The organism is Pseudomonas sp. CBS (genome assembly GCF_024734645.1).
Lineage (GTDB): Bacteria > Pseudomonadota > Gammaproteobacteria > Pseudomonadales > Pseudomonadaceae > Aquipseudomonas.
Genome location: NZ_CP102929.1, coordinates 2632555 through 2654788, shown reverse-complemented (window position 1 = coordinate 2654788; position 22234 = coordinate 2632555). Strand labels below are relative to the sequence as shown.

At 58.5% G+C, this 22234-nt stretch carries 20 protein-coding genes and 4 tRNA genes; 16 read left to right on the top strand and 8 right to left on the bottom strand.

Translation table 11 applies throughout. The features are described from left to right. Window positions 1–124: 124 nt before the first annotated feature. The 7 genes from alaS to mgtE all read left to right on the top strand — a co-directional run bounded on the left by alaS (window position 125) and on the right by mgtE (window position 6723). Window positions 125–2743 carry an alanine--tRNA ligase gene (gene alaS / locus NVB75_RS11915; protein WP_258347256.1) on the top strand — a complete coding sequence of 873 codons (2619 nt, stop codon included), beginning with the start codon at window positions 125–127 and terminating at the stop codon, window positions 2741–2743. Between the two features lie 95 nt (window positions 2744–2838). Then, window positions 2839–4080 carry an aspartate kinase gene (locus NVB75_RS11910; protein ID WP_003214308.1) on the top strand — a complete coding sequence of 414 codons (1242 nt, stop codon included), beginning with the start codon at window positions 2839–2841 and terminating at the stop codon, window positions 4078–4080. Window positions 4081–4265: 185 nt separating this feature from the next. Then, window positions 4266–4454: a carbon storage regulator CsrA gene (csrA, locus tag NVB75_RS11905; protein WP_002554426.1), complete on the top strand. Its 189-nt coding sequence runs from the start codon at window positions 4266–4268 to the stop codon at window positions 4452–4454. A gap of 62 nt (window positions 4455–4516) precedes the next feature. Continuing rightward, window positions 4517–4607, top strand: a tRNA-Ser gene (locus NVB75_RS11900). Between the two features lie 108 nt (window positions 4608–4715). Continuing rightward, a tRNA-Arg gene (locus NVB75_RS11895) sits at window positions 4716–4792 on the top strand. Window positions 4793–4864: 72 nt separating this feature from the next. Beyond that, window positions 4865–4941, top strand: a tRNA-Arg gene (locus tag NVB75_RS11890). A gap of 339 nt (window positions 4942–5280) precedes the next feature. Then, window positions 5281–6723 (top strand): magnesium transporter, encoded by a 1443-nt coding sequence (gene mgtE, locus NVB75_RS11885; RefSeq protein WP_258347255.1) that lies wholly within the window; start codon window positions 5281–5283, stop codon window positions 6721–6723. Between the two features lie 104 nt (window positions 6724–6827). On the opposite strand, the gene NVB75_RS11880 is transcribed toward mgtE, so the two are convergent. From NVB75_RS11880 to NVB75_RS11870, 3 genes are all read right to left on the bottom strand, one after another. After that, window positions 6828–7154, bottom strand: coding sequence for an Arc family DNA-binding protein (locus NVB75_RS11880; protein WP_003175643.1), 327 nt, complete (start codon window positions 7152–7154; stop codon window positions 6828–6830). Between the two features lie 437 nt (window positions 7155–7591). Continuing rightward, window positions 7592–7771, bottom strand: coding sequence for a PA3371 family protein (locus NVB75_RS11875; RefSeq protein WP_258347253.1), 180 nt, complete (start codon window positions 7769–7771; stop codon window positions 7592–7594). 20 nt (window positions 7772–7791) lie between these two features. Continuing rightward, on the bottom strand, window positions 7792–8019 hold the full coding sequence (locus NVB75_RS11870) for a hypothetical protein (RefSeq protein WP_063027868.1): 228 nt from the start codon (window positions 8017–8019) through the stop codon (window positions 7792–7794). A gap of 337 nt (window positions 8020–8356) precedes the next feature. Here NVB75_RS11870 and NVB75_RS11865 point away from each other — a divergent pair. Both NVB75_RS11865 and NVB75_RS11860 read left to right on the top strand, forming a co-directional pair. Beyond that, window positions 8357–8433: transfer RNA gene (locus NVB75_RS11865), tRNA-Arg, on the top strand. Between the two features lie 342 nt (window positions 8434–8775). Beyond that, on the top strand, window positions 8776–10158 hold the full coding sequence (locus tag NVB75_RS11860; RefSeq protein ID WP_258347252.1) for an MFS transporter: 1383 nt from the start codon (window positions 8776–8778) through the stop codon (window positions 10156–10158). A gap of 61 nt (window positions 10159–10219) precedes the next feature. Here NVB75_RS11860 and NVB75_RS11855 read toward each other — a convergent pair whose 3' ends face one another. The 4 genes from NVB75_RS11855 to flgA all read right to left on the bottom strand — a co-directional run bounded on the left by NVB75_RS11855 (window position 10220) and on the right by flgA (window position 12810). Continuing rightward, the gene (locus NVB75_RS11855) at window positions 10220–10969 is read right to left on the bottom strand and encodes a flagellar brake protein (protein ID WP_258347251.1); all 750 of its coding nucleotides are present in this window, start codon (window positions 10967–10969) and stop codon (window positions 10220–10222) included. Window positions 10970–11064: 95 nt separating this feature from the next. Continuing rightward, a complete protein-coding gene (gene flgN / locus NVB75_RS11850; RefSeq protein ID WP_258347250.1) occupies window positions 11065–11532 on the bottom strand; it encodes a flagellar protein FlgN in 468 nt (155 codons plus the stop codon). Window positions 11533–11580: 48 nt separating this feature from the next. Then, on the bottom strand, window positions 11581–11904 hold the full coding sequence (flgM, locus tag NVB75_RS11845) for a flagellar biosynthesis anti-sigma factor FlgM (protein WP_003214254.1): 324 nt from the start codon (window positions 11902–11904) through the stop codon (window positions 11581–11583). Window positions 11905–12045: 141 nt separating this feature from the next. Then, entirely contained in the window at window positions 12046–12810 is a 765-nt protein-coding gene (flgA, locus tag NVB75_RS11840) for a flagellar basal body P-ring formation chaperone FlgA (protein ID WP_258347249.1), read from the bottom strand. Between the two features lie 80 nt (window positions 12811–12890). On the opposite strand from flgA, the gene NVB75_RS11835 reads away from it, so the two are divergent. From NVB75_RS11835 to NVB75_RS11805, 7 genes are all read left to right on the top strand, one after another. After that, window positions 12891–13823 carry a chemotaxis protein CheV gene (locus NVB75_RS11835; RefSeq protein WP_063027876.1) on the top strand — a complete coding sequence of 311 codons (933 nt, stop codon included), beginning with the start codon at window positions 12891–12893 and terminating at the stop codon, window positions 13821–13823. A 43-nt stretch (window positions 13824–13866) separates the two neighbouring features. Continuing rightward, entirely contained in the window at window positions 13867–14694 is an 828-nt protein-coding gene (cheR, locus tag NVB75_RS11830; RefSeq protein ID WP_258347247.1) for a protein-glutamate O-methyltransferase CheR, read from the top strand. Between the two features lie 235 nt (window positions 14695–14929). Continuing rightward, window positions 14930–15337, top strand: coding sequence for a flagellar basal body rod protein FlgB (gene flgB / locus NVB75_RS11825; protein ID WP_003214246.1), 408 nt, complete (start codon window positions 14930–14932; stop codon window positions 15335–15337). 3 nt (window positions 15338–15340) lie between these two features. Beyond that, the gene (gene flgC, locus NVB75_RS11820; protein ID WP_003214244.1) at window positions 15341–15793 is read left to right on the top strand and encodes a flagellar basal body rod protein FlgC; all 453 of its coding nucleotides are present in this window, start codon (window positions 15341–15343) and stop codon (window positions 15791–15793) included. 16 nt (window positions 15794–15809) lie between these two features. Then, the gene (gene flgD, locus NVB75_RS11815) at window positions 15810–16538 is read left to right on the top strand and encodes a flagellar hook assembly protein FlgD (protein ID WP_258347246.1); all 729 of its coding nucleotides are present in this window, start codon (window positions 15810–15812) and stop codon (window positions 16536–16538) included. 31 nt (window positions 16539–16569) lie between these two features. Continuing rightward, window positions 16570–17892 carry a flagellar hook protein FlgE gene (flgE, locus tag NVB75_RS11810; RefSeq protein ID WP_258347245.1) on the top strand — a complete coding sequence of 441 codons (1323 nt, stop codon included), beginning with the start codon at window positions 16570–16572 and terminating at the stop codon, window positions 17890–17892. A gap of 182 nt (window positions 17893–18074) precedes the next feature. Further along, on the top strand, window positions 18075–19127 hold the full coding sequence (locus NVB75_RS11805) for a hypothetical protein (RefSeq protein WP_258347244.1): 1053 nt from the start codon (window positions 18075–18077) through the stop codon (window positions 19125–19127). A 93-nt stretch (window positions 19128–19220) separates the two neighbouring features. Here the strand turns inward: NVB75_RS11805 and NVB75_RS11800 are convergent, their stop codons facing one another. Beyond that, the gene (locus NVB75_RS11800) at window positions 19221–22118 is read right to left on the bottom strand and encodes a ribonucleoside-diphosphate reductase subunit alpha (protein WP_258347243.1); all 2898 of its coding nucleotides are present in this window, start codon (window positions 22116–22118) and stop codon (window positions 19221–19223) included. Between the last annotated feature and the right edge of the window lie 116 nt (window positions 22119–22234).

Genomic DNA, 22234 nt, shown 5'->3' with positions numbered 1-22234 from the left:
TGTTTCTATCACATAAACACGCTGTACCACGGGCAAAGGGCCGATATAATGCGGCCCTTTGCCGTCGCTCCGTCTGATGACGTTTAGCACTGGCCTTTGGCCGCAGCCTCCGTGGAAGAACCTAATGAAAAGCGCAGAAATCCGTGAAGCCTTCCTTCGCTTCTTCGAAGAGCAAGGTCACACCCGTGTCGCCTCCAGCTCCTTGATCCCAGGCAATGACCCAACCCTGCTGTTCACTAACGCGGGGATGAACCAGTTCAAGGACTGCTTCCTGGGCCAGGAAAAGCGCGCCTACACCCGCGCCACCAGCAGCCAGAAGTGCGTACGCGCCGGCGGCAAGAACAGCGACCTGGAAAACGTGGGCTACACCGCCCGCCACCACACATTCTTCGAGATGCTGGGTAACTTCAGCTTCGGCGACTATTTCAAAAAAGATGCGATCACCTTCGCCTGGACCTTCCTGACCGGCGTGCTGAAGCTGCCGAAGGAAAAACTCTGGGTCACCGTCTACGCCACCGATGACGAAGCGTACGACATCTGGACCCAGCAGATCGGGGTGCCGGCCGAGCGCATGATTCGCATCGGCGACAACAAGGGCGCGCCTTACGCCTCCGACAACTTCTGGACCATGGGCGACACCGGCCCGTGCGGCCCTTGCACCGAGATTTTCTACGATCACGGCGCCGACATCTGGGGCGGCCCACCGGGCTCGCCGGAAGAAGACGGCGACCGTTACATCGAAATCTGGAACAACGTGTTCATGCAGTTCAACCGCACCGCCGATGGCGTGTTGCACCCGTTGCCAGCGCCGTCGGTGGACACCGGCATGGGCCTGGAGCGGATCAGTGCGGTGATGCAGCACGTTCATTCCAACTACGAGATCGACCTTTTCACCAACTTGCTGAGCGCTTCGGCCGCGGCCATTGGCTGTGCCAACGACAATCAGTCGTCGCTCAAGGTGGTGTCGGACCACATCCGTTCCTGCGGCTTCCTGATCGCCGACGGCGTGCTGCCGTCGAACGAAGGCCGTGGCTATGTGCTGCGCCGCATCATCCGTCGCGCCTGCCGTCACGGTAACAAGCTGGGCGCCACCGGCAGCTTCTTCTACAAGATCGTTGCCGCGCTGGTGGCCGAGATGGGCGATGCCTTCCCGGAACTCAAGCAGCAGCAAGCCAACATCGAGCGCGTGCTCAAGGCTGAAGAAGAGCAGTTCTCCAAGACCCTGGAGCACGGCCTGAAGATCCTCGAGCAGGATCTGGCTGAGCTCAAAGGCACCGTGGTGCCGGGCGACGTGGTGTTCAAGCTGTACGACACCTACGGTTTCCCGATGGACCTGACCGCCGACATCGCCCGCGAACGCGAGCTGACCATCGACGAAGCCGGGTTTGAGCGTGAGATGGAAGCCCAGCGTGTGCGTGCCCGTTCCGCCAGCTCCTTTGGCCTGGACTACAACACCCTGGTAAAGGTTGATGTAGCGACTTCGTTCATTGGTTATGAAGCCACCGTTGGCTCGGCCAAGATCGTGGCTATCTATAAGGACGGCAAGTCGGTCGACGTGCTGAACGAAGGTGACGAGGGCGTTGTAGTCCTGGATCAGACCCCGTTCTACGCTGAATCCGGCGGCCAGGTCGGTGATTGCGGTTTCCTGAGCTCCACCTCCGGTCGTTTTGAAGTGCGCGACACCACCAAGACCGGCGGTGCGTTCCTGCATCACGGCGTGCTGGTGCTGGGTAACCTGACCGTCGGCGCGCCGGTGGACACTCAGGTAGATGCCGACGTACGGCATGCAACTGCTTTGAACCACTCGGCCACTCACTTGCTGCACGCCGCGTTGCGTCAGGTGCTGGGTGAGCATGTGCAGCAGAAGGGTTCGTTGGTGGATAGCCAGCGCCTGCGTTTTGACTTCAGTCATTTCGAGGCGATCAAGCCTGAGCAGTTGAAGGCCCTGGAAGACATCGTCAACGCCGAGATTCGCAAGAACACCCCGGTGGAAACCGAAGAAACCGACATCGAGACCGCCAAGCAAAAAGGCGCCATGGCGCTGTTTGGCGAGAAGTACGGCGACGAAGTGCGCGTACTGAGCATGGGCGGCAGCTTCTCGGTGGAGCTGTGTGGCGGTATCCACGCCAGCCGTACCGGCGACATCGGCCTGCTGAAGATCATCAGCGAAGGCGGTGTGGCTTCCGGCGTGCGTCGTATTGAAGCGATCACCGGTGCTGCGGCCCTGGCCTACCTCAATGCGGCAGAAGAACAACTCAAGGAAGCGGCCGGCCTGGTCAAGGGCAGCCGCGACAACCTGATCGACAAGCTCTCCGGCGTACTGGAGCGCAACCGTCAGCTGGAGAAACAGCTGGAGCAGTTGCAGGCCAAGGCGGCCAGCGCGGCGGGCGACGATCTGTCGGCTTCCGCCCTGGACGTCAAGGGTGTGAAAGTACTGGCCGTGCGCCTGGACGGTCAGGACGGCAAGGCGTTGTTGGCCTTGGTCGATCAGTTGAAGAACAAGCTCGGTCGCGCAGTGATCCTGCTCGGCAGTGTCCATGAGGAGAAGGTCGTGCTGGTTGCCGGTGTAACCAAAGACCTGACTGGCCAACTCAAGGCCGGTGATTTGATGAAGCAAGCCGCCGCGGCAGTGGGCGGGAAGGGCGGTGGTCGTCCGGACATGGCGCAAGGCGGTGGTGTTGACGCCGGCGCCCTGGACGCGGCCCTGGCTCTGACCGTGCCGTTTGTCGAGGCAGGTATTTAAGACGCTGTTAATGAGCCCGTGGTCTAGTCGCGGGCTCAGTCAGTGCTGGTTGATTGAATAACAGGCGCCCCTTTACGGGCTGAGGCGGCTTAGAAATGGCTTTGATCGTACAGAAATTTGGAGGCACCTCGGTCGGCTCTGTCGAAAGAATCGAGCAGGTCGCCGACAAGGTTAAGAAATTCCGCGATGCCGGCGATGACCTGGTGGTGGTGCTCTCGGCCATGAGCGGCGAGACCAATCGCCTGATCGATCTGGCCAAGCAAATCAGTGGCGATCAGCAACCGGTTCCCCGTGAGCTGGACGTGATCATCTCCACCGGTGAGCAGGTGACCATCGCGTTGCTGGCCATGGCGCTGAACAAGCGTGGTGTGCCGGCGGTGTCCTACACTGGCAACCAGGTCCGCATTCTTACGGATAGCGCGCACACTAAAGCCCGCATCCTGCAGATTGATGACCAGAAGATTCGCGCTGACCTGAAGGCCGGTCGTGTGGTGGTTGTCGCCGGTTTCCAGGGCGTCGACGAGCACGGCAACATCACCACCCTCGGTCGTGGCGGTTCCGACACTACCGGCGTGGCCCTGGCGGCAGCCCTGAAGGCTGACGAGTGCCAGATCTACACCGATGTGGATGGCGTCTACACCACCGACCCGCGGGTTGTGTCCGTGGCCCAGCGCCTGGACAAGATCACCTTCGAAGAGATGCTGGAAATGGCCAGCCTCGGTTCCAAGGTCTTGCAGATCCGTGCCGTTGAGTTTGCCGGCAAGTACAACGTTCCGCTGCGCGTACTGCACAGCTTCAAGGAGGGTCCGGGCACCCTCATTACTATTGATGAAGAGGAATCCATGGAACAGCCGATCATTTCCGGTATCGCTTTCAACCGTGATGAAGCCAAGCTGACTATCCGTGGCGTGCCAGACACCCCGGGCGTGGCTTTCAAGATTCTGGGCCCTATCAGTGGCGCGAACATCGAAGTCGACATGATCGTGCAGAACGTTTCGCACGATAACACCACCGATTTCACCTTCACCGTGCACCGCAACGAGTACGATGCGGCGGAGCGTATCCTGCAGAACACCGCGAAGGAAATCGGCGCCCGTGAAGTGGTCGGCGATACCAAGATTGCCAAGGTGTCGATCGTGGGCGTGGGCATGCGTTCCCATGCGGGCGTTGCCAGCCGCATGTTCGAAGCCCTGGCCAAGGAAAGCATCAACATCCAGATGATCTCCACCTCGGAAATCAAGGTGTCGGTAGTGATCGAAGAGAAGTACCTGGAGCTGGCTGTACGCGCATTGCATACGGCTTTCGAGCTCGACGCTCCGGCCCGACAGGGCGAGTGATGCGTTGCCAGGAAGGCGCGGTTATCCGCGCCTTTCATTTTTTTGCCGGGCGCGTGGTGAAGACCTGTTCTTTTGCCTGCGCTCGACAATACTTAGGCGGTAGGGCTACGGCCATTTGGTTGTAGGGCGAATGCCTTTTTTTTGCAGACTGTTGTTCCCGAAATGAAATGCGTGAGGAGAAAGGTATGTTGATTCTGACTCGTCGATGCGCAGAAAGCCTGATTATTGGTGATGGCGAAATCACCGTGACCGTGCTCGGCGTCAAAGGCAATCAAGTGCGTATCGGGGTTAACGCTCCGAAAGAGGTGGCTGTCCACCGCGAGGAAATCTACCTGCGGATCAAGAAAGAGAAGGACGAAGAACCAAGCCATTAATTTTTATCGTTTTTTATGTTTGCAAACGGGGATGAAGCTGGTTAATATACGCCCCGTGTTGCGGAGAGCTGGCCGAGTGGCCGAAGGCGCTCCCCTGCTAAGGGAGTACACCTCAAAAGGGTGTCGGGGGTTCGAATCCCCCGTTCTCCGCCATTATTTGCTTAGTACGTTGCAATCTGGTTTTTTCGCTAAGTTGTTGAAACTAAACGAAAAAATAGCTTTACATAGAGATTGAACGGCCTATAATGCGCGGCAACAAATGCACTCGTAGCTCAGCTGGATAGAGTACTCGGCTACGAACCGAGCGGTCACAGGTTCGAATCCTGTCGAGTGCACCATTTAAGAGTTAGTTGCAGCAATGCAGGTAACTTGGCTTCAACCAGTTGTGATCTGGTCTAAAAACACAATCTGCACTCGTAGCTCAGCTGGATAGAGTACTCGGCTACGAACCGAGCGGTCACAGGTTCGAATCCTGTCGAGTGCACCAAACAACAAAAAGCCCGCCTAGTGCGGGCTTTTTGCCGTCTGGGGTTTTTATTTCCCGGGGCGCCTTTTTCTCCCGCCCATGTGTTTTCCTTTCAAGCTACGTCGTCGCAGTTCATATGTGTGGCCAATGCTCAGCTTTGTGTCGCAAGCGCTTGTTCTTTCCAGTTTTTTGACGTTAAAAGCGCCCGCCCGGTGTATCATTGCGCCCGTCAGCCCCGCCGGGGCTTGTGGAACACCTCCATGGACTTACCCAGTAGTTACTCAGTACCCCGTTTTACCAATCATGAATTGACTGATTGATCCTTCCGGCGTGCCCCGCTGCTGGGAGTGGAGTTCGCCTATGACCGAAGTTGAAGTAAAGAAAACACAAGAAAGCCTGCAGGATCGCCTGGCTCAAGTCGTCGAGCTGCTGCAGCGCCAGCGTGTGGTCGAAGACCTGACGCATCGCCAGGAAGGCGCGAATCATGATCGGGTCGAGAACCTGGTCCACCGGCAAAACCTTGTCGAGCTGCAACGCAAGCTCGACGACCTGCACTCTGCCGACGTCGCCTACATCCTCGAAGCCTTGCCGCTTAATGACCGTCTGACGCTTTGGCAATTGGTCAAGGCTGACCGGGACGGCGACATCCTCCTCGAAGTATCCGACTCGGTCCGTGAAACCCTGATCGCCGACATGGACGATCACGAGCTCCTGGCTGCCGCCAAGGACATGGATGCCGACGAACTCGCTGACCTGGCTTCCGAGCTGCCGCGTGACGTCGTCCATGAGCTGATGGAAACCCTCGACGCCCAACAACGCGAGCGTGTGCGCTCGGCGTTGTCCTACGACGAGGAGCAGGTCGGTGCGTTGATGGACTTCGAGATGGTCACCATCCGCGAAGACGTCAGCCTGGAAGTGGTTCTGCGTTACCTGCGCCGCCTCAAGGAGCTGCCAGGGCATACCGACAAACTGTTCGTGGTCGATTACGAAGGCATTCTCAAGGGCGTGCTGCCGATCAAGCGCCTGCTGGTCAATGACCCGGACAAGAAAGTTGCGGACGTCATGGCCAACGACCCGGTAAGTTTCCATCCGGACGAAGACGCTTACGACGCTGCACAGGCGTTCGAGCGTTATGACTTGATCTCGGCCCCGGTGGTCGACAAGAACGGCAAGCTGATCGGCCGTCTGACCATCGATGAAATGGTCGACCTGATTCGTGAGGAGAGCGAAAGCGAAGTCCTCAACATGGCCGGTCTGCGGGAAGAAGAAGATATTTTTGCGTCGGTGTGGAAGTCCCTGCGTAACCGCTGGGCCTGGCTGGCGGTTAACTTGATTACCGCGTTCATTGCATCAAGGGTTATTGGCCTGTTTGAAGGCTCCATCGAGAAGCTGGTGGCCTTGGCCGCGCTGATGCCGATCGTGGCCGGGATTGGCGGTAACTCGGGTAACCAGACCATTACCATGATCGTGCGTGCCATGGCGCTGGATCAGGTGGGTACCGGGCACGGTAAGCGTTTGATGCGCAAGGAGCTTGCGGTCGCGCTGATCAACGGCCTGGTGTGGGGGGGTGTCATTGGCGTCGTGGCGTACCTGCTGTATGGCAGTTGGTCCCTTGGTGTGGTCATGACCGCGGCCATGACGCTCAACCTGCTGCTGGCGGCCTTGATGGGGGTTCTGATTCCAATGACCCTGGTGCGCCTTGGGCGGGACCCGGCCATGGGCGCCAGTGTGATGATCACTGCCATGACCGACAGTGGCGGCTTCTTCATCTTCCTGGGCCTGGCAACCATCTTCCTGCTTTGATCCCTTCTATCGGTCAGGGGGCTTTTGCCCCTTGATCCTGTCTTTACCAAATCCCAGGCAAAAAAAAGCCAGCCCATGGCTGGCTTTCAGCTTTCGGTTGCCAATCAGTTGGCTTCTGCAGCTGCCTCAACGTCGTGAGCGATAAGCGAGACGAGAGCATTTTGCTGGCGGTGGGAGAGCTGACGAAAACGCTGCAGCAGTTCGCGTTCGTGCAGTGACAGCTCGGGGCTGTCCAGGCGCATGCTCAGCTCGTCGCCCAGCGCACCTTCCTGAATCAGGCTTTGTTCCAGGCGTGCGATGATTTCGGAGTTCATGCTGCGGTGATGATTGCGAGCCACCTCGGCAATGCGTTCCCGCATTCCGTCTGGCAGACGTACGACGAACTTGTCAGCCGTACGGCTGGAATAAATTGCCTGTTTCAATGGGCGCATATATTTAACCGGTTAGTTCAGGGGAGCGGTTTTTGGAATTGGCCGCAAGATGCATGTTAGGACAAGACTTGCTGCCAAATGTTCAACCTGAATTGCAAAGAGGCCGCATCATGCCTCAGTTTTGCCAGTTCCTTGGCGTCAATTCTGTGACAAATATTGAACCGGCTACCGGCTTTATGCCAGTACTCATTTCAAAATTTGCGGACTGGTTGGAAAACTTTTCCACGGTTGCACCCAAATCGGTGTCGAGGCCGCAGGGCCTGGGCGCAAAAGGCTTTTCGGGCGCACATCCTATAGCAATATGGCCTTTTGCCCTTAACTTTAAGATTAGTGGCAAATTGCCAATTTACGAGGGCGGAGCGACATATGGTCAGTCGTTCGGACGGGTGAGCCTGAGGTTGACTACCCTGTACAGAGAGGGCGACGAGCGGGGGGATTCAGCGCAGTACGGGATCGAATTTGATGCGTCGGCCAATGATGATTGCCAATAACCAGAGGCTACCGAACACAGCGGCAGCGACGAAAGCGATGGTCTGTACGTCTTGCGACAGCACGTTCAGGCCGAGACCGACGGCGGCCAGGGCCAGGGTCAGAAACAGCCAGGCGGATTTGGTCATGGAATACTCCGGTAAGCAGTTCAGAAAACCCAGTGTTCAGTAGCGGGGGCAGCCTGGGTGCCCTGGGTCAGTTGCAGCGGTGATTGCATGTTCGGCTTCATGACGGCCAGCTGCGGGCGTTGTTGCAGGTGATGGGGGATCGCCTGGCTGACCTGCGCGGCATCATCAGCGGTGGTGGATTGAAAATGGAACATCACCAACGCAGCCAGTGCAACGGTATTGAGGGCTAGTAGAAGTGCGCTGTTCATTGGCATGTACTCCGCAGGTGGCAGGGCCGGACTGTATTTGTAGGATAAAGGATTGCAGGCGTCGTGCCAGTCTTTATTTGATAATAAATCCTTTAAAATCAAATAGTTATATGTGACCTGTGTTGTCTTGATGTTGCAATTTGCAATGATGGCATTTTGGGGGAGTGCATTTTGCACGATGGCGGCGAACTGCCCGTAATCGTTGAGTGGAATACGGGTTAAAGTCACGGGCGTAGGCCTACACTCAAAAAGCCTACGGACGACATGACAAAATTGACCTGCGCCGTTAACATGCACGCCGTCCGTCGCCGTGCTCCTTGCCGGTTGGCTGTCATTAGTCCCAGTAGCTCAATTGGATAGAGCATCCCCCTCCTAAGGGGAAGGTTGGCCGTTCGAACCGGCCCTGGGACACCACATAATCGTTCCTGCCCACGCGGTCGAAACGTCAGGAAGCCCCGATCAGATTTATCTGGCGGGGCTTTTTTGTGCCCGGGCGCTTGAGCCCGGCAGTCTTTTCAAACACCAACCGAACCTTGCCCGCGTTTGAGGTTCACACGGGAGGCACGAGCGGGGCGGCGCAAGTATTCGTCTGCATCGTGTACCTCGCAGGTCACTGTCGAGCGTCTGACACGTAGCCAATTGGCATGAGCAAAATATTCCCCGGCAACCGCGTGTTTTGGCTGTCCGGACCCGACGACCCGGGACTATCATTCTGGTAGTCCTGATATCCACAGCAAGGAGCCGCTCGGAACGCCGATGCGCCAGATCTGGAAACCTTTTCGAGCCCTTTATTTTGCTTCCCTGATGATGCTGATCGGCTCTGGCCTGCTCAGTACTTACCTGGCCTTGCGCCTGGCAGCGGATCACGTCGACAGCCTGTGGGTGGGTGCGTTGATGGCCGCCAACTATTTTGGCCTGGTATTGGGGGGCAAGATCGGTCACCGCCTGATTGGCCGCGTCGGGCATATCCGGGCCTACGCCACCTGTGCCGGGATCGTCGGCGCAGCGGTGTTGGGCCACGGGCTGATCAATTGGCTGCCAGCCTGGATTGTGCTGCGGATGATTGTCGGCCTGGGCATGATGTGCCAGTACATGGTCATCGAGAGCTGGCTTAACGAGCAGGCTGAAGCCAAGCAGCGCGGTGCGGTGTTCAGCGGCTATATGATTGCTTCGTACCTCGGCCTGGTGCTGGGCCAACTGATCCTTGTGATGCACCCTGAGTTGGGCCTTGAGTTGCTGATGCTGGTCGCGCTGTGTTTCGCGCTGTGTCTGGTGCCGGTGGCCATGACTCGCCGTATTCACCCGGCACCGCTGCATCCGGCGCCGATGGAACCGCGCTTCTTTATCAAGCGGGTACCGCAGTCCCTCAGTACGGTGTTGGGGGCCGGGTTGATCGTGGGCTCGTTCTACGGTTTGGCGCCGCTGTACGCGTCCCAGCAGGGGCTGACTACCGAGCAGGTCGGTCTGTTCATGGGTAGTTGTATTTTTGCCGGGCTGCTGGTGCAGTGGCCGTTGGGCTGGTTGTCCGATAGGTATGATCGCGCGCTGTTGATTCGCTGCTTCGCCCTGTGCCTGGCGGTGGCTGCGTTGCCGCTGGCGATCATGACCCAGGTGCCGTTGGAAGTGCTGTTTGTCGCAGGCTTTCTGTGTTCCCTGGTGCAGTTCTGCCTGTACCCGCTGGCCGTGGCGTTTTCCAACGACCACGTCGAGGGTGATCGCCGGGTGTCGCTTACCGCGATGTTGCTGGTGACCTACGGTATCGGCGCCAGTGTCGGCCCGCTGTTGGCCGGTGTGGTGATGAAGCTGTTCGGCAGCCACATGCTGTATGCGTTTTTCAGCCTGTGTGCGTTGATCCTGGTGTGGCGCATCCGGCCCAAGGCCGTCACCAACCTGCATCAGGTGGACGATGCACCGCTGCATCACGTGGCGATGCCTGACAGCATGTCCAGCTCGCCGCTGGTGGCGTGCCTCGACCCGCGCGTGGACGAGCAGGTGGTGCAGGAGCAGATGCAGACCGCCGTTCCGGACCCTGAGCCTGAAGTCGATCCCGAGGTGCAGGAGCCATCACCGGTCACCGAGCCCCCGGAGCATCCGGACCCGGATGAGCACCCCCATGACCTGAGCAGGGCGCGCCCCTGAAAGCAAAAACGGGCAGTCCCCTTGAGGAACTGCCCGTTTTTTTTATCGCGATCTTTAGTGTTTAAAAATCATCGTCCTTGTCGAAGCGGCGAGCTTCACGCTGCAGTTGATACACAAACCGCTCGACCTGACGCTGCACCAGCCCGCTCATGTTATGAAAACGTACGCCGGCGAAGGTGGTGTTGATCCTTTCTTCGAAGTGCAGGTACCGCAGTTCCACCGCGGTGGTCATGCTGCCAAAGGGCAGGGCGGCGATAAAGCGGTCGTAGACCTGGCCCAGTTGCAGGCGCTCGGAGATGTCCCCTTCGAAACGCAATTTGCAGCCGGTGGCGGAAATGTCCAGCAACTTGCCGCTGATGGGGGCCTTGAGTTTTTCGCCACCCAGTTCGACGCTGACCAGTTGTGCCAGCTTCAGGGCGGCGCGGAAGGCATTGCGACGCTGATGGTAGATCACTTCGTCGGGCATGCTGCCGCGGTAGATGCGGTGGCCGCCAGCTTCGTCGATGGTCAGGGTGCCGTTGCTTTCCCAGGCCACTCGCACGCCATCGTGGAAACCTTCGATACGGAAAGCTTCGCCATTCTCAAGGTAGCGTTCGCCGTCCCGCGGGATCATTTCGTCCAGGGCCAGCGTCTGGCTGTCCCGGTCGATTTCCACCAGGTAGCTTTGAAAGCGCTGGTTGCGTTCGTGGAAGGTGATGATCAGCGGATCATGGCTCTCTTGTAGCATCCGCAAGGTGCCAGCGATTTCCAGCGGCGTGGTGAGTACCTTGGGTGGCTGCGGAGCATCTTCCGCGTTAGGGGCGTTGAACACGGTTCTTCCATCTCCAGACAAAATACGACTACACGCAAGTGCTTTCATTTTGCCAGCATGTGACGCGCCTTGGATAGGGCGCGTGTCAGCTGGTTTCAGGCTTGGCTGCGGGTGCTTGGCTTGGCCAGGCGTGAGGTGGAGCCTTGAGCGTTGTAGAGGGCCGGAGGCTCGCCGCCGTGGAGGATACGCAACTGATTGGCGGTGGTGGCTTGTTGCAGCTGGATCGCCTGGCCGTTGAGGAGGTTGGTTTCCTGGCACAGGGTCAGTAACTGGTTGAGTTCTTTGCTTTGGGCCAGCAACTGGTCGCCCACCGTAGAGTGGCTGGCGAGTTGCTCCAGGCCCTTGTGGTCGGCCGAGAGGCCCAGGCTGAGGAGAATCTGGCTGCGCTTCTTGCCGTGCTGTTCCAGCAGGACGATCAACGACTGCTTGCGCGCCAGAATTTCTTCCAGCATGCGCATGTCCCGGCCGAACAGGGCCAGGGACTCTTCCCGAAGTAGCTCCAGCAACTGCTGTGCAGGAGGCAGGTCTTCAATGATCAGTTGTAGCAAGTTTTCGTCGTGCATGGCTGGCCTTGGGTTTTAAGCGTCCAAAAGCCTGGCGCAGGCCTTTGCCTAGCGCTCGGCTTCGAAGTTAAGCAGCTTGCTGGCTACACGGTTGCTGTCGACCTTATAGCTGCCATCCGCAATCGCCTGCTTCAATTCAGCCACGCGAGCTTTATTGACAACCGGCTGATCGCTCAGCGAGTCAGTGACCTTTTGCAACTGTTGAGCCTCATTGCTCAGGTGTACCGATTCCCCGCTTTGGCTCGCACCGGCCTGTTCTGTCTTGGCAGGCAGAGGCTGGGACTTGGCTTCAACGCTGTCTTTGGCACCGTTGGTGCGTGAAGAACCGGGCGTTGGCAGGGCGTTATTCAAACGACTGAAATCGATGACCATGTTAAAAAACCTCTGGGTATTTGGACGCTTGCCATGTTTTCGGCCATACCCGGACAAACTTTAGGCTCGATTGACAATAAACCTATACGCGATACCGCTTTGCGCACAGTGTAGGAAAAGCCGGCGTCCGATGCCAGTGATCTATAAAGCCACCTCAACTTGCCCCGGTGCCGTCACCCGGGCCTTGATCACGCGGTTGGAGTTGAGGTTCTTCACGCGAATCTGTTCACTCATGCCGCCATTGGAGAGGGCTTCCCCCGGCATTTTTACATTCAGGCCGCCGCTGCTGGCGGAGATCACCACCTGGTCACCTTTGCGCACCACTTCGGCCTGTTCAAGATGGACCAGGGTAATCACCTGGTCGGCGACCATTGGTCGGGTAAGTTTCTGCCCGAGCGCCTGATCCAGGGAAGTGAGATAGCCCTGATTGATCAGGCTGATGTCCCGTTCACGCATCGCAATGTCCTCATCACCAATGATTCCGGTGCGTTTCAGCGGGCGTGTCACCACCACGACGTCGCGGAACAATTTGACCTGGGCCGGCACAAACACCGTCCAGGGCGAGGCGCCTTCGCAGCGCACCTTCACGGTCACGCGCCCGATGGGCTGGGCGGGGCTTTCCAGGGAAGCTGTCAATTCTCTGTCACACATGGGCATGCGCAAGCGCGGATCCAATTGGTTGACCTGGATTTCATAGCGGCCCGGTGTCTGCGTCGTCGCCAGATAATCTTCTACAGTGAACTCAAGAAAGCCTTGAGTGACGCCGATAAGTAGATCAGGCAAGGTGACGTTATCGGCGCGGGCCGGCTGGCCCGTAGCCAAGGCAAGCAACGCCATCGAGACGCAGAGCAATCTGCGGTACTGTGGGGATCGGAGGCGTCGGGAAACTGTCGTTTTGATGTCCATGGCCAATAAAAAAGCAAAGCTCGTGCCGTTTAGTGTTGGGGACGCGTCGTACCCCTAAGTTTTAGCGTAGGAGTCTGTGCATGGCCGGTGTAATGGATTCAGTGAACCAGCGTACACAGCTGGTGGGGCAGAATCGCCTGGAGTTGCTGCTGTTTCGTCTGGACGGCAAGCAGCTTTACGGGATTAACGTCTTCAAGGTTCGGGAAGTACTGCAGTGTCCCAAGCTGACAATCATGCCCAAATCCAGCCCGGTGGTTTGCGGTGTGGCCAATATCCGTGGCGCGACCATCCCGATTCTTGACCTGGCCATGGCCACTGGTTCGTCGGGTTTGCAGGATCGCGAGAGTCCGTTCGTGATCATCACCGAGTACAACACCAAGACTCAGGGTTTCCTGGTGCGCTCGGTGGAACGCATCGTCAACATGAACTGGGAAGAGATCCATCCGCCGCCCAAGGGCACCGGCCGCGATCACTACCTAACGGCAGTGACGCGGGTCGACAACCAGTTGGTGGAAATCATCGACGTGGAGAAAATCCTCGCCGAAGTGGCTCCGACCTCGGAGGCGATATCGGTGGGTGTGGTAGACGCCGAAACCGCGCACAAGGCGATCTCGCTGCGAGTGCTGACGGTGGACGACTCCTCGGTGGCGCGCAAACAGGTGTCCCGTTGCCTGCAGACGGTTGGCGTTGAAGTGGTGGCGCTCAATGACGGTCGACAGGCCCTGGATTACCTGCGCAAGCTGGTGGACGAGGGCAAGAAGCCGGAAGAAGAATTCCTGATGATGATCTCGGATATCGAGATGCCGGAAATGGACGGCTACACCCTCACGGCCGAGATACGCAACGACCCACGCATGCAAAAACTACACATCATCCTGCATACTTCGTTGTCGGGTGTATTCAATCAGGCGATGGTCAAGAAGGTCGGTGCCGATGACTTCCTGGCCAAATTCCGCCCTGATGACCTGGCATCCCGGGTAGTCGACCGGATCAAGGCAGCAGATCACGGCTAGGGGCCTTTTCCCTGGCGGTCACACGATTTAAGAGGCGGTATCATTGTCTACGGGTAATTTGGATTTCGAACAGTTCCGGGTCTTCCTGGAAAAAGCCTGTGGCATATTGCTCGGTGAAAACAAGCAATACCTGGTATCCAGCCGTCTCAACAAACTGATGGAGCAGCAGGGCATCAAGTCCCTCGGGGAGTTGGTGCAACGGATCCAGGGCCAGCCGCGCAGCGGGCTCAAGGAGATGGTGGTCGATGCCATGACCACCAACGAAACCTTGTGGTTTCGCGATACCTATCCGTTTGAAGTGCTCAAGAACAAGGTGCTGCCTGAAGCGATCAAGGCCGCACCGGGCCAGCGCCTGCGCATCTGGTCGGCCGCCTGTTCGTCGGGGCAGGAACCGTATTCGATTTCGATGGCCATCGATGAGTTCGAGCGGACCAACATGGGCCAGTTGAAGGCCGGGGCGCAAATTGTGGCCACGGATTTGTCCGGCACCATGCTCACCAACTGCAAGACCGGTGAGTACGACAGCCTGGCACTGGGGCGCGGGTTGTCTCCGGAGCGCTTGCAGCGGTTCTTCGATCCTAAAGGCGCGGGACGCTGGGCGGTCAAGGCGCCGATCAAGAGCCGGGTGGAGTTTCGCTCGTTCAACCTGCTGGACAGTTATGCCAGCCTGGGCAAGTTCGACATGGTGTTTTGCCGCAACGTGCTGATCTACTTCTCGGCCGAGGTGAAGAAAGACATTCTGTTGCGCATCCACGGCACCCTCAAACGCGGTGGTTATCTGTTTCTGGGCGCTTCCGAGGCGTTGAACGGTTTGCCGGATCATTACCAGATGGTGCAGTGCAGCCCTGGGATCATTTACCAGGCCAAGTGATGAATGCTTGAACAAAAAAGGGAGGCCTGCACAGGCCTCCCTTTTTTTATGGCCGCAAAGCGGCAAGCCCTCATTGCCGCTTTACTGGCGTTTCGCGGAAACCCTTTGCCGCTTTTCTGGCATTGCCGCCGGCAATTGCCCCGCAAACCCTTGATTTACGGCGCTCCAGCAACTTGGCATGGCCCTTGCTAAATCCTAGTTACGAAAAGCAGGTCAGCCCCTATAGGTCTCCGCCATGAGCATCAGCTTCGATAAAGCGCTCGGTATCCACGAACAAGCCCTGGGCTTCCGCGCCCAGCGTGCCGAAGTCCTGGCTAACAACATCGCCAACGCCGACACCCCGAACTACAAGGCTCGGGATCTGGACTTCTCTGCCGTGCTCGCTGCACAGCAAGACAAGACCAAGAACGGCACCTTCGCCCTGAACATGACCAACAGCCGTCATATCGAAGCGCAAGGCCTGGGCAATGGTGACGAGTCGCTGCTGTATCGCACGCCGATGCAACCGTCGATCGACCAGAACACCGTGGACGCTCAGCTGGAGCAATCGGCCTACGCCGAGAACTCGGTGAACTTCCAGGCCAGCTTCACCCTGCTCAACAGCAAATTCAAAGGGCTGATGTCAGCCCTGCGTGGAGAATAAGCCATGTCCCTCGCCAGTGTTTTCAATATTGCCGGTAGTGGCATGAGCGCCCAGACCACGCGCCTCAACACCGTCGCCAGTAACATCGCCAACGCCGAGACCGTGTCCTCGAGCATTGACCAGACCTACCGTGCCCGGCACCCGGTGTTCGCCACCATGTTCCAGGGCGGCCAAGGCGGCCAGAGTGGTAGCGGCGATTCGCTGTTCCAGAACCAGGATGCCGCAGGCCAGGGCGTGCAGGTGCTCGGTGTGGTCGAAGACCAGAGCAACCTCGAAGCCCGCTACGAACCGAACCATCCCGCTGCGAACGAAAAAGGGTACGTGTACTACCCCAACGTCAACGTGGTCGAGGAAATGGCAGACATGATTTCCGCCAGCCGCTCGTTCCAGACCAACGCGGAAATGATGAACACCGCCAAAACCATGATGCAGAAGGTCCTGACCCTGGGTCAGTGATAAGGGGCGCCAAATAATGGCCATTGTTGATACCAGTTCGACGAACACGGCGGTCCAGGACCTTTTCAATTCCAAGGTCAAGACGGCGACAGATAACAGCAGCGTCGGCGATGCAGCCAAGTCGGCGACGGGCAACCAGTCGTTGGGCAAGGACGCGTTCCTGCAACTGCTGGTCACCCAGCTGAAAAACCAGAACCCGCTGTCGCCCCAGGACAACGGCGCGTTCGTGGCACAGCTGGCTCAGTTCAGCAGCCTGGAAGGCATCAACACCCTGAACGACTCGGTGAATGCGATCTCCAGCAACTTCAGCTCCTCGCAGGCACTGCAGGCGTCGTCGCTGGTGGGCCGCTCGGTGATCACCCAGACCGACAAGGCCATGGTCGACACGAGCAAGAGCATGACCGGTTCCGTGGCGGTGACGGCGGCGACGGGCAACGTCTCGGTCAAGATCACCGACAAGGACGGCAACGTCGTTCGTACCATCGACATGGGCGCCCAGAGTGCCGGCAATTCCAGCTTTGTCTGGGACGGCAAGAACGAGGCGGGCGAGACGGCGCCACCCGGCACCTACACCTTCAATGCCACTACCAAGAATGACAAGGGCGACTCGGTTGCCCTGCTCACCTCGCTGCCGGCAACGGTGACCAGCGTGACCCTGAGCCAGACCGGCGGCGAAATGCTGCTCAACCTGGCGGGCGGCATGGGCAGTATCAAGCTGTCGCAAATTCAGACTATCGGTACATAGAGCCGGCTAAATACGGCAAAAGGAGAGAACAATGTCTTTTAACATCGGCCTTAGCGGCCTCTATGCGGCCAACAAACAACTGGACGTGACCGGCAACAACATCGCCAACGTCGCGACCACCGGCTTCAAGTCGTCCCGTGCCGAATTCTCGGATATCTACGCGGCGTCCAAGCTGGGCACCGGCCAGAACAGCATCGGCAACGGCGTGAACCTGGCGGCAGTGTCCCAGCAGTTCACCCAGGGTGACGTCAACAACAGCGGCGGCACGCTGGACATGGCGATCCAGGGCGGCGGCTTCTTCGTGCAGAAAGGCAGCGACGGTTCGCTGGAGTACACCCGTAACGGTGCCTTCCGCGCCGACAAGGACGGCTACATCACCAACAACACCGGCACCTCGCGCCTGCAAGGCTACGCGGCGGACGCTGATGGCAACATCCAGAAGGGCGGCTTGACCGACCTTCAGCTCAACCTGTCGTACCTGCCGCCGAAGGCTTCGAGCAAGGTGGATTCCACCAGTAACCTGAACTCGTCCTCGCCGGTGATCGACCAGACCAAGACCCCGTTTGATCCGACCAAGTCGGAGACCTTTACCACTCAATACTCCACCACGCTCTACGATACCCAGGGCAACTCGCATCCGATGGTGCAGTACCTGGTGAAGACAGACTCCAACACCTGGAAGTCCTACACCCTGATCGATGGGCGCAACCCTGACGGTTCGCCGATCAGTGGCACCGGTACTGACGTGAAGGCGCCTGTTGCCTCGACGCTGTCGTTTGACACCGCCGGCAAGCTCTCGGGCATCATCACCCCGCCAGCCACTGCTTCGAACACCACCCTGACCATTTCCGACTGGAAGCCCGGCGCCCTGGTCAATGGCGTCTGGACGTCTAACGGCGCGGCCGCCAACACAGACGGCGTGGCCGTCAACATGGCGAACATCACCCAGTTCAACTCGGCTACCTACCGCAACCCGCCCACCACCGACGGTTACGCTACCGGCCAAATCACCGGGCTGAAAATCGACGGCAGCGGTGTAATGTTCGCTACTTTCAGCAACCAGCAGAGCAAGGCCATCGGCCAGATCTCCCTGGCCAGCTTCAACAACGAGCAGGGCCTGCAGCCAGCCGGCGGCACCACCTGGAAAGAAACCTTCGCGTCGGGCCAGCCGGGTTTTGATACCCCGCAAGTCGGGACCCTGGGTTCGATCGTGGCCAACTCCCTGGAGAACTCCAACGTCAACCTGACCAACGAGCTGGTGGACCTGATCAAGGCCCAGAGCAACTATCAGGCGAACGCCAAGACCATCTCCACCCAAAGCACCATTATGCAGACCATCATTCAGATGACCTGATGTTGTCGCTTTAAGCCGCGTTACCGGAAAGCCCCTCGAATGAGGGGCTTTTTTTTGCCGTTTTTTCCTGCCGCCTTGCCGGTCACAGGAGGACACGTGTCTGCCGGAACGGGCTACGCCTCTTTCATCACTCACTGGTCGGGAGCCGTGGGGCCCCATGATCATTGAGTGGGGGGAAGGGGATGGAGATTTGTGCACAGGCTATCCATGGGGTCGGCGGCGGGCACTGTCGCCCCGACGCTTCAGGGCTGAATCAGAACGACACTGACCGGGCCTCGGACGCCAAGCTGGATGCGGTTTCCGGTAAGGATGCTGTCACCAAGCTGCTTAAGGAAATTGAGAGCGCCAATCGCGAATCGAAGGGCGCACTGGCCCAGAAGCTGAGTGACGACCTGCACAATCTAAAACAGGCGTTCGCCGAAGGTGAGTTCGACAAGCTGCTCGAGCAACTGATCGAAGAGACTCAGCGGTGGCTGGAGCTATTAAAAGCGCTGTTTCCTGAGTGGTACTCCACCGTGTTGCCAGGCGGCGGTGGCGGTGGTGCTGTTCGTAGTGGTGGTGGTGGTGGTGGTGGGTTTGGCCCCTCCGAGCCTATGAGTAACAAGCTGCTCACCGAAGGCGCCTATCACTACAACTACAAGCCGGACAACAGCAACCCCGGGAAAAAGCCAGACAATATCTGGAGTGGCTTTAGTCAGGGGCCTGACGGCAATTGCGTCACCGTTTCAGCGATTAAGGCGGCGATGATGCAGTTTGGCCAGAAACCCACTGACGTCTTCAAAGAGGTGAACGAGGTGGGCGGCGGCTATCACGTGAAAATGCGAGATGGGTTCGAGCTTTATCTGCCTAAGCACGAACTCGCGCAGGCGGCCAGTTACGCACAGTTTAAAGGCGATGATCCGGCGATGATGACCGATGCAAATTTCATGTTTGCAGTGAGTGCCAAGCGGGCACAGATCGAAGGAAATGGTCTGGATGACAAGCCAGGTGAGGCGCAAAAAAGTTTTGCCCATGCGATGCAGAGCCTGAACAACGGCGAAGTGCCCCACGAAGCACTGGATCGCCTTGGGCTGAAGGGGCTCTATAGGAACTCTTCAAGCAGTGAGCTGGCGAGCGGCAAGCTGGGTGTCGTCGCCTATGATGCTCACTCAATGGCGGTGATTGGTGGGCGAATCGAGTTATGGGGGCAGCGAGGCGGTTCGCCAAAGCACGGTGTTGCGTACGCTTTCATTTAAGGGCGTGAAACGAAAAAAGCCCGATAAACCCTATACAGTCGGGGTTTATCGGGCTTCTCAATCCCGGGTGTTCAAACCCGGGACCGGCTCAGCTTATTGGCAAGCTTCGCAATCCGGCTCGTCGATCGCGCAGGCTTTTGGCACTGGCGCTGGACCGGCAGGTGCCGCGAGAACCGAATCATCACCATGGTTGCCGCCGCTGGAAACAGCGTTCAGCTTGCCGGTGTTGATGGTCGACTTCTCGGTGCTGGTAGCGGCCAGGGCACGGAGGTAGTAAGTGGTTTTCAGGCCACGGTACCACGCCATGCGGTAGGTCACGTCCAGCTTCTTGCCCGATGCGCCGGCGATGTACAGGTTCAGCGACTGAGCCTGGTCGATCCACTTCTGGCGACGGCTGGCGGCGTCGACGATCCACTTGGTGTCCACTTCGAAGGCGGTCGCGTAGAGCTCTTTGAGTTCTTGCGGGATGCGCTCGATCTGCTGCACCGAACCGTCGTAGTACTTCAGGTCGTTGATCATCACCGAGTCCCACAGGCCGCGGGCTTTCAGGTCGCGAACCAGGTACGGGTTGATCACGGTGAATTCGCCCGACAGGTTCGATTTCACATACAGGTTCTGATAAGTCGGTTCGATCGACTGCGACACGCCGGTGATGTTGGCGATGGTGGCGGTCGGTGCGATGGCCATGATGTTGGAGTTACGAATGCCTTTCTGCACACGGGCACGTACCGGTGCCCAGTCCAGGGATTCGTTCAGGTCAACGTCGATGTACTTCTGGCCACGCTGCTCGATCAGGATCTGTTGCGAGTCCAGCGGCAGGATGCCTTTGGACCACAGCGAACCCTGGAACGTCTCGTAGGCGCCGCGCTCGTCGGCCAGGTCGCAGGAAGCCTGGATCGCGTAGTAGCTGACCGCTTCCATGGACTTGTCGGCGAACTCGACCGCAGCGTCCGAACCGTAAGGAATGTGCTGCAGGTACAGCGCGTCCTGGAAGCCCATGATGCCCAGGCCCACCGGACGGTGCTTGAAGTTGGAGTTCTGCGCCTGTGGTACCGAGTAGTAGTTGATGTCGATAACGTTATCGAGCATGCGAACGGCGGTGTTCACGGTGCGTTCCAGCTTGGCGGTGTCCAGCTTGCCGTTGACGATGTGGTTCGGCAGGTTGATCGAGCCCAGGTTGCAAACGGCGATCTCGTCCTTGTTGGTGTTCAAGGTGATCTCGGTGCACAGGTTCGAACTGTGGACCACGCCCACGTGCTGCTGCGGGCTGCGCAGGTTGCACGGGTCTTTGAAGGTCAGCCATGGGTGGCCGGTTTCAAACAGCATGGACAGCATTTTGCGCCACAGGTCTTTGGCCTGGATGGTCTTGAACAGCTTGATCTTGCCCGGGTACTGGGACAGGGCTTCGTAGTACTCGTAACGTTCTTCGAAGGCCTTGCCGGTCAGGTCGTGCAGGTCGGGCACTTCGGATGGCGAGAACAGGGTCCACGGGCCGTCATCGAAGACACGCTTCATGAACAGGTCAGGGATCCAGTTGGCGGTGTTCATGTCGTGGGTACGACGACGATCATCACCGGTGTTCTTGCGCAGTTCGATGAACTCTTCGATGTCCATGTGCCAAGTTTCCAGGTAAGCACAGACAGCGCCTTTGCGCTTGCCACCCTGGTTCACGGCTACAGCGGTGTCGTTCACTACTTTGAGGAACGGTACAACGCCTTGGGACTTGCCGTTGGTGCCCTTGATATACGAACCCAGTGCACGCACCGGCGTCCAGTCGTTACCCAGGCCGCCCGCGAATTTGGACAACATGGCGTTGTCGTGGATCGCGTGGTAGATGCCCGACAGGTCATCCGGCACGGTGGTCAGGTAGCAGCTGGACAGCTGTGGACGCAGGGTGCCGGCGTTGAACAGGGTCGGGGTCGACGACATGTAGTCGAAGGACGACAACAGGTTGTAGAACTCGATGGCACGGTCTTCTTTCTGCTTCTCTTCGATCGCCAGGCCCATGGCCACGCGCATGAAGAACACTTGCGGCAGTTCGAAGCGGATCCCGTCCTTGTGGATGAAGTAACGGTCGTACAGGGTTTGCAGGCCCAGGTAGGTGAACTGCTGGTCGCGCTCGTGGTTGATTGCCTTGCCGAGTTTTTCCAGGTCGAAGGTGGCCAGGATCGGGTTCAGCAATTCGAATTCGATACCCTTGGCGATGTAGGCAGGCAGGGCCTTGGCGTACAGGTCGACCATTTCGTGGTGCGTGGCGCTGTCGGCCACGCCCAGGAAGCCCAGGCCTTCGGCACGCAGAGTGTCCATCAGCAGGCGCGCGGTCACGAACGAGTAGTTCGGCTCACGTTCAACCAGAGTACGGGCGGTCATTACCAGGGCGGTGTTGACGTCGGTCAGGGCCACGCCGTCGTACAGGTTCTTCAGGGTTTCGCGCTGGATCAGGTCACCATCGACTTCTTCCAGGCCTTCGCAGGCCTCGGTGATGATGGTGTTCAGGCGGCCCAGGTCCAGCGGTGCAAACGTACCGTCGGCCAGGGTGATGCGGATCGACGGGTGAGCTTGTACAGCCGCTTCTTCGGCCGGGGAGCGTACGGCACGTTCCTTGGCGCGGGAGTCACGGTAGATCACGTAGTCGCGGGCAACTTTCTGCTCGCCGGCACGCATCAGGGCCAGTTCGACCTGGTCCTGGATTTCTTCGATGTGGATGGTGCCGCCCGATGGCATGCGACGCTTGAACGTTGCGGTGACCTGTTCGGTCAGGCGCGCTACGGTGTCGTGGATGCGCGACGAGGCAGCAGCGGTGCCGCCTTCAACTGCAAGAAACGCTTTGGTGATCGCGACGGTGATTTTGTCATCGGTGTAAGGAACGACAGTCCCGTTACGCTTGATCACACGCAATTGGCCGGGCGCGGTGGCGGACAGATCCAGATTCGAATCAGCGGCCTGCGGCACGGAGCCCTGCGGGTTCTCGCGAGTTGTGTCGGTTTGCATGGGGGGTTGTCTCCACATTCTATATTTATTTGGGCACCATCACGGTGCCCACCGTTCCGTCCTGAAGCACTTACAACAGGCCAAGGGCCTGGCATAACAACTTCGGGACAGGAGGA

Coding starts and splice junctions, on each gene's coding strand:
- alaS (WP_258347256.1), top strand. CDS start 125: ATGAAAAGCGCAGAAATCCGTGAAGCCTTCCTTCGCTTCTTCGAAGAG.
- NVB75_RS11910 (WP_003214308.1), top strand. CDS start 2,839: ATGGCTTTGATCGTACAGAAATTTGGAGGCACCTCGGTCGGCTCTGTC.
- csrA (WP_002554426.1), top strand. CDS start 4,266: ATGTTGATTCTGACTCGTCGATGCGCAGAAAGCCTGATTATTGGTGAT.
- mgtE (WP_258347255.1), top strand. CDS start 5,281: ATGACCGAAGTTGAAGTAAAGAAAACACAAGAAAGCCTGCAGGATCGC.
- NVB75_RS11880 (WP_003175643.1), bottom strand. CDS start 7,154: ATGCGCCCATTGAAACAGGCAATTTATTCCAGCCGTACGGCTGACAAG.
- NVB75_RS11875 (WP_258347253.1), bottom strand. CDS start 7,771: ATGACCAAATCCGCCTGGCTGTTTCTGACCCTGGCCCTGGCCGCCGTC.
- NVB75_RS11870 (WP_063027868.1), bottom strand. CDS start 8,019: ATGAACAGCGCACTTCTACTAGCCCTCAATACCGTTGCACTGGCTGCG.
- NVB75_RS11860 (WP_258347252.1), top strand. CDS start 8,776: ATGCGCCAGATCTGGAAACCTTTTCGAGCCCTTTATTTTGCTTCCCTG.
- flgN (WP_258347250.1), bottom strand. CDS start 11,532: ATGCACGACGAAAACTTGCTACAACTGATCATTGAAGACCTGCCTCCT.
- flgM (WP_003214254.1), bottom strand. CDS start 11,904: ATGGTCATCGATTTCAGTCGTTTGAATAACGCCCTGCCAACGCCCGGT.
- flgA (WP_258347249.1), bottom strand. CDS start 12,810: ATGGACATCAAAACGACAGTTTCCCGACGCCTCCGATCCCCACAGTAC.
- NVB75_RS11835 (WP_063027876.1), top strand. CDS start 12,891: ATGGCCGGTGTAATGGATTCAGTGAACCAGCGTACACAGCTGGTGGGG.
- flgB (WP_003214246.1), top strand. CDS start 14,930: ATGAGCATCAGCTTCGATAAAGCGCTCGGTATCCACGAACAAGCCCTG.
- flgC (WP_003214244.1), top strand. CDS start 15,341: ATGTCCCTCGCCAGTGTTTTCAATATTGCCGGTAGTGGCATGAGCGCC.
- flgD (WP_258347246.1), top strand. CDS start 15,810: ATGGCCATTGTTGATACCAGTTCGACGAACACGGCGGTCCAGGACCTT.
- flgE (WP_258347245.1), top strand. CDS start 16,570: ATGTCTTTTAACATCGGCCTTAGCGGCCTCTATGCGGCCAACAAACAA.
- NVB75_RS11805 (WP_258347244.1), top strand. CDS start 18,075: ATGGAGATTTGTGCACAGGCTATCCATGGGGTCGGCGGCGGGCACTGT.
- NVB75_RS11800 (WP_258347243.1), bottom strand. CDS start 22,118: ATGCAAACCGACACAACTCGCGAGAACCCGCAGGGCTCCGTGCCGCAG.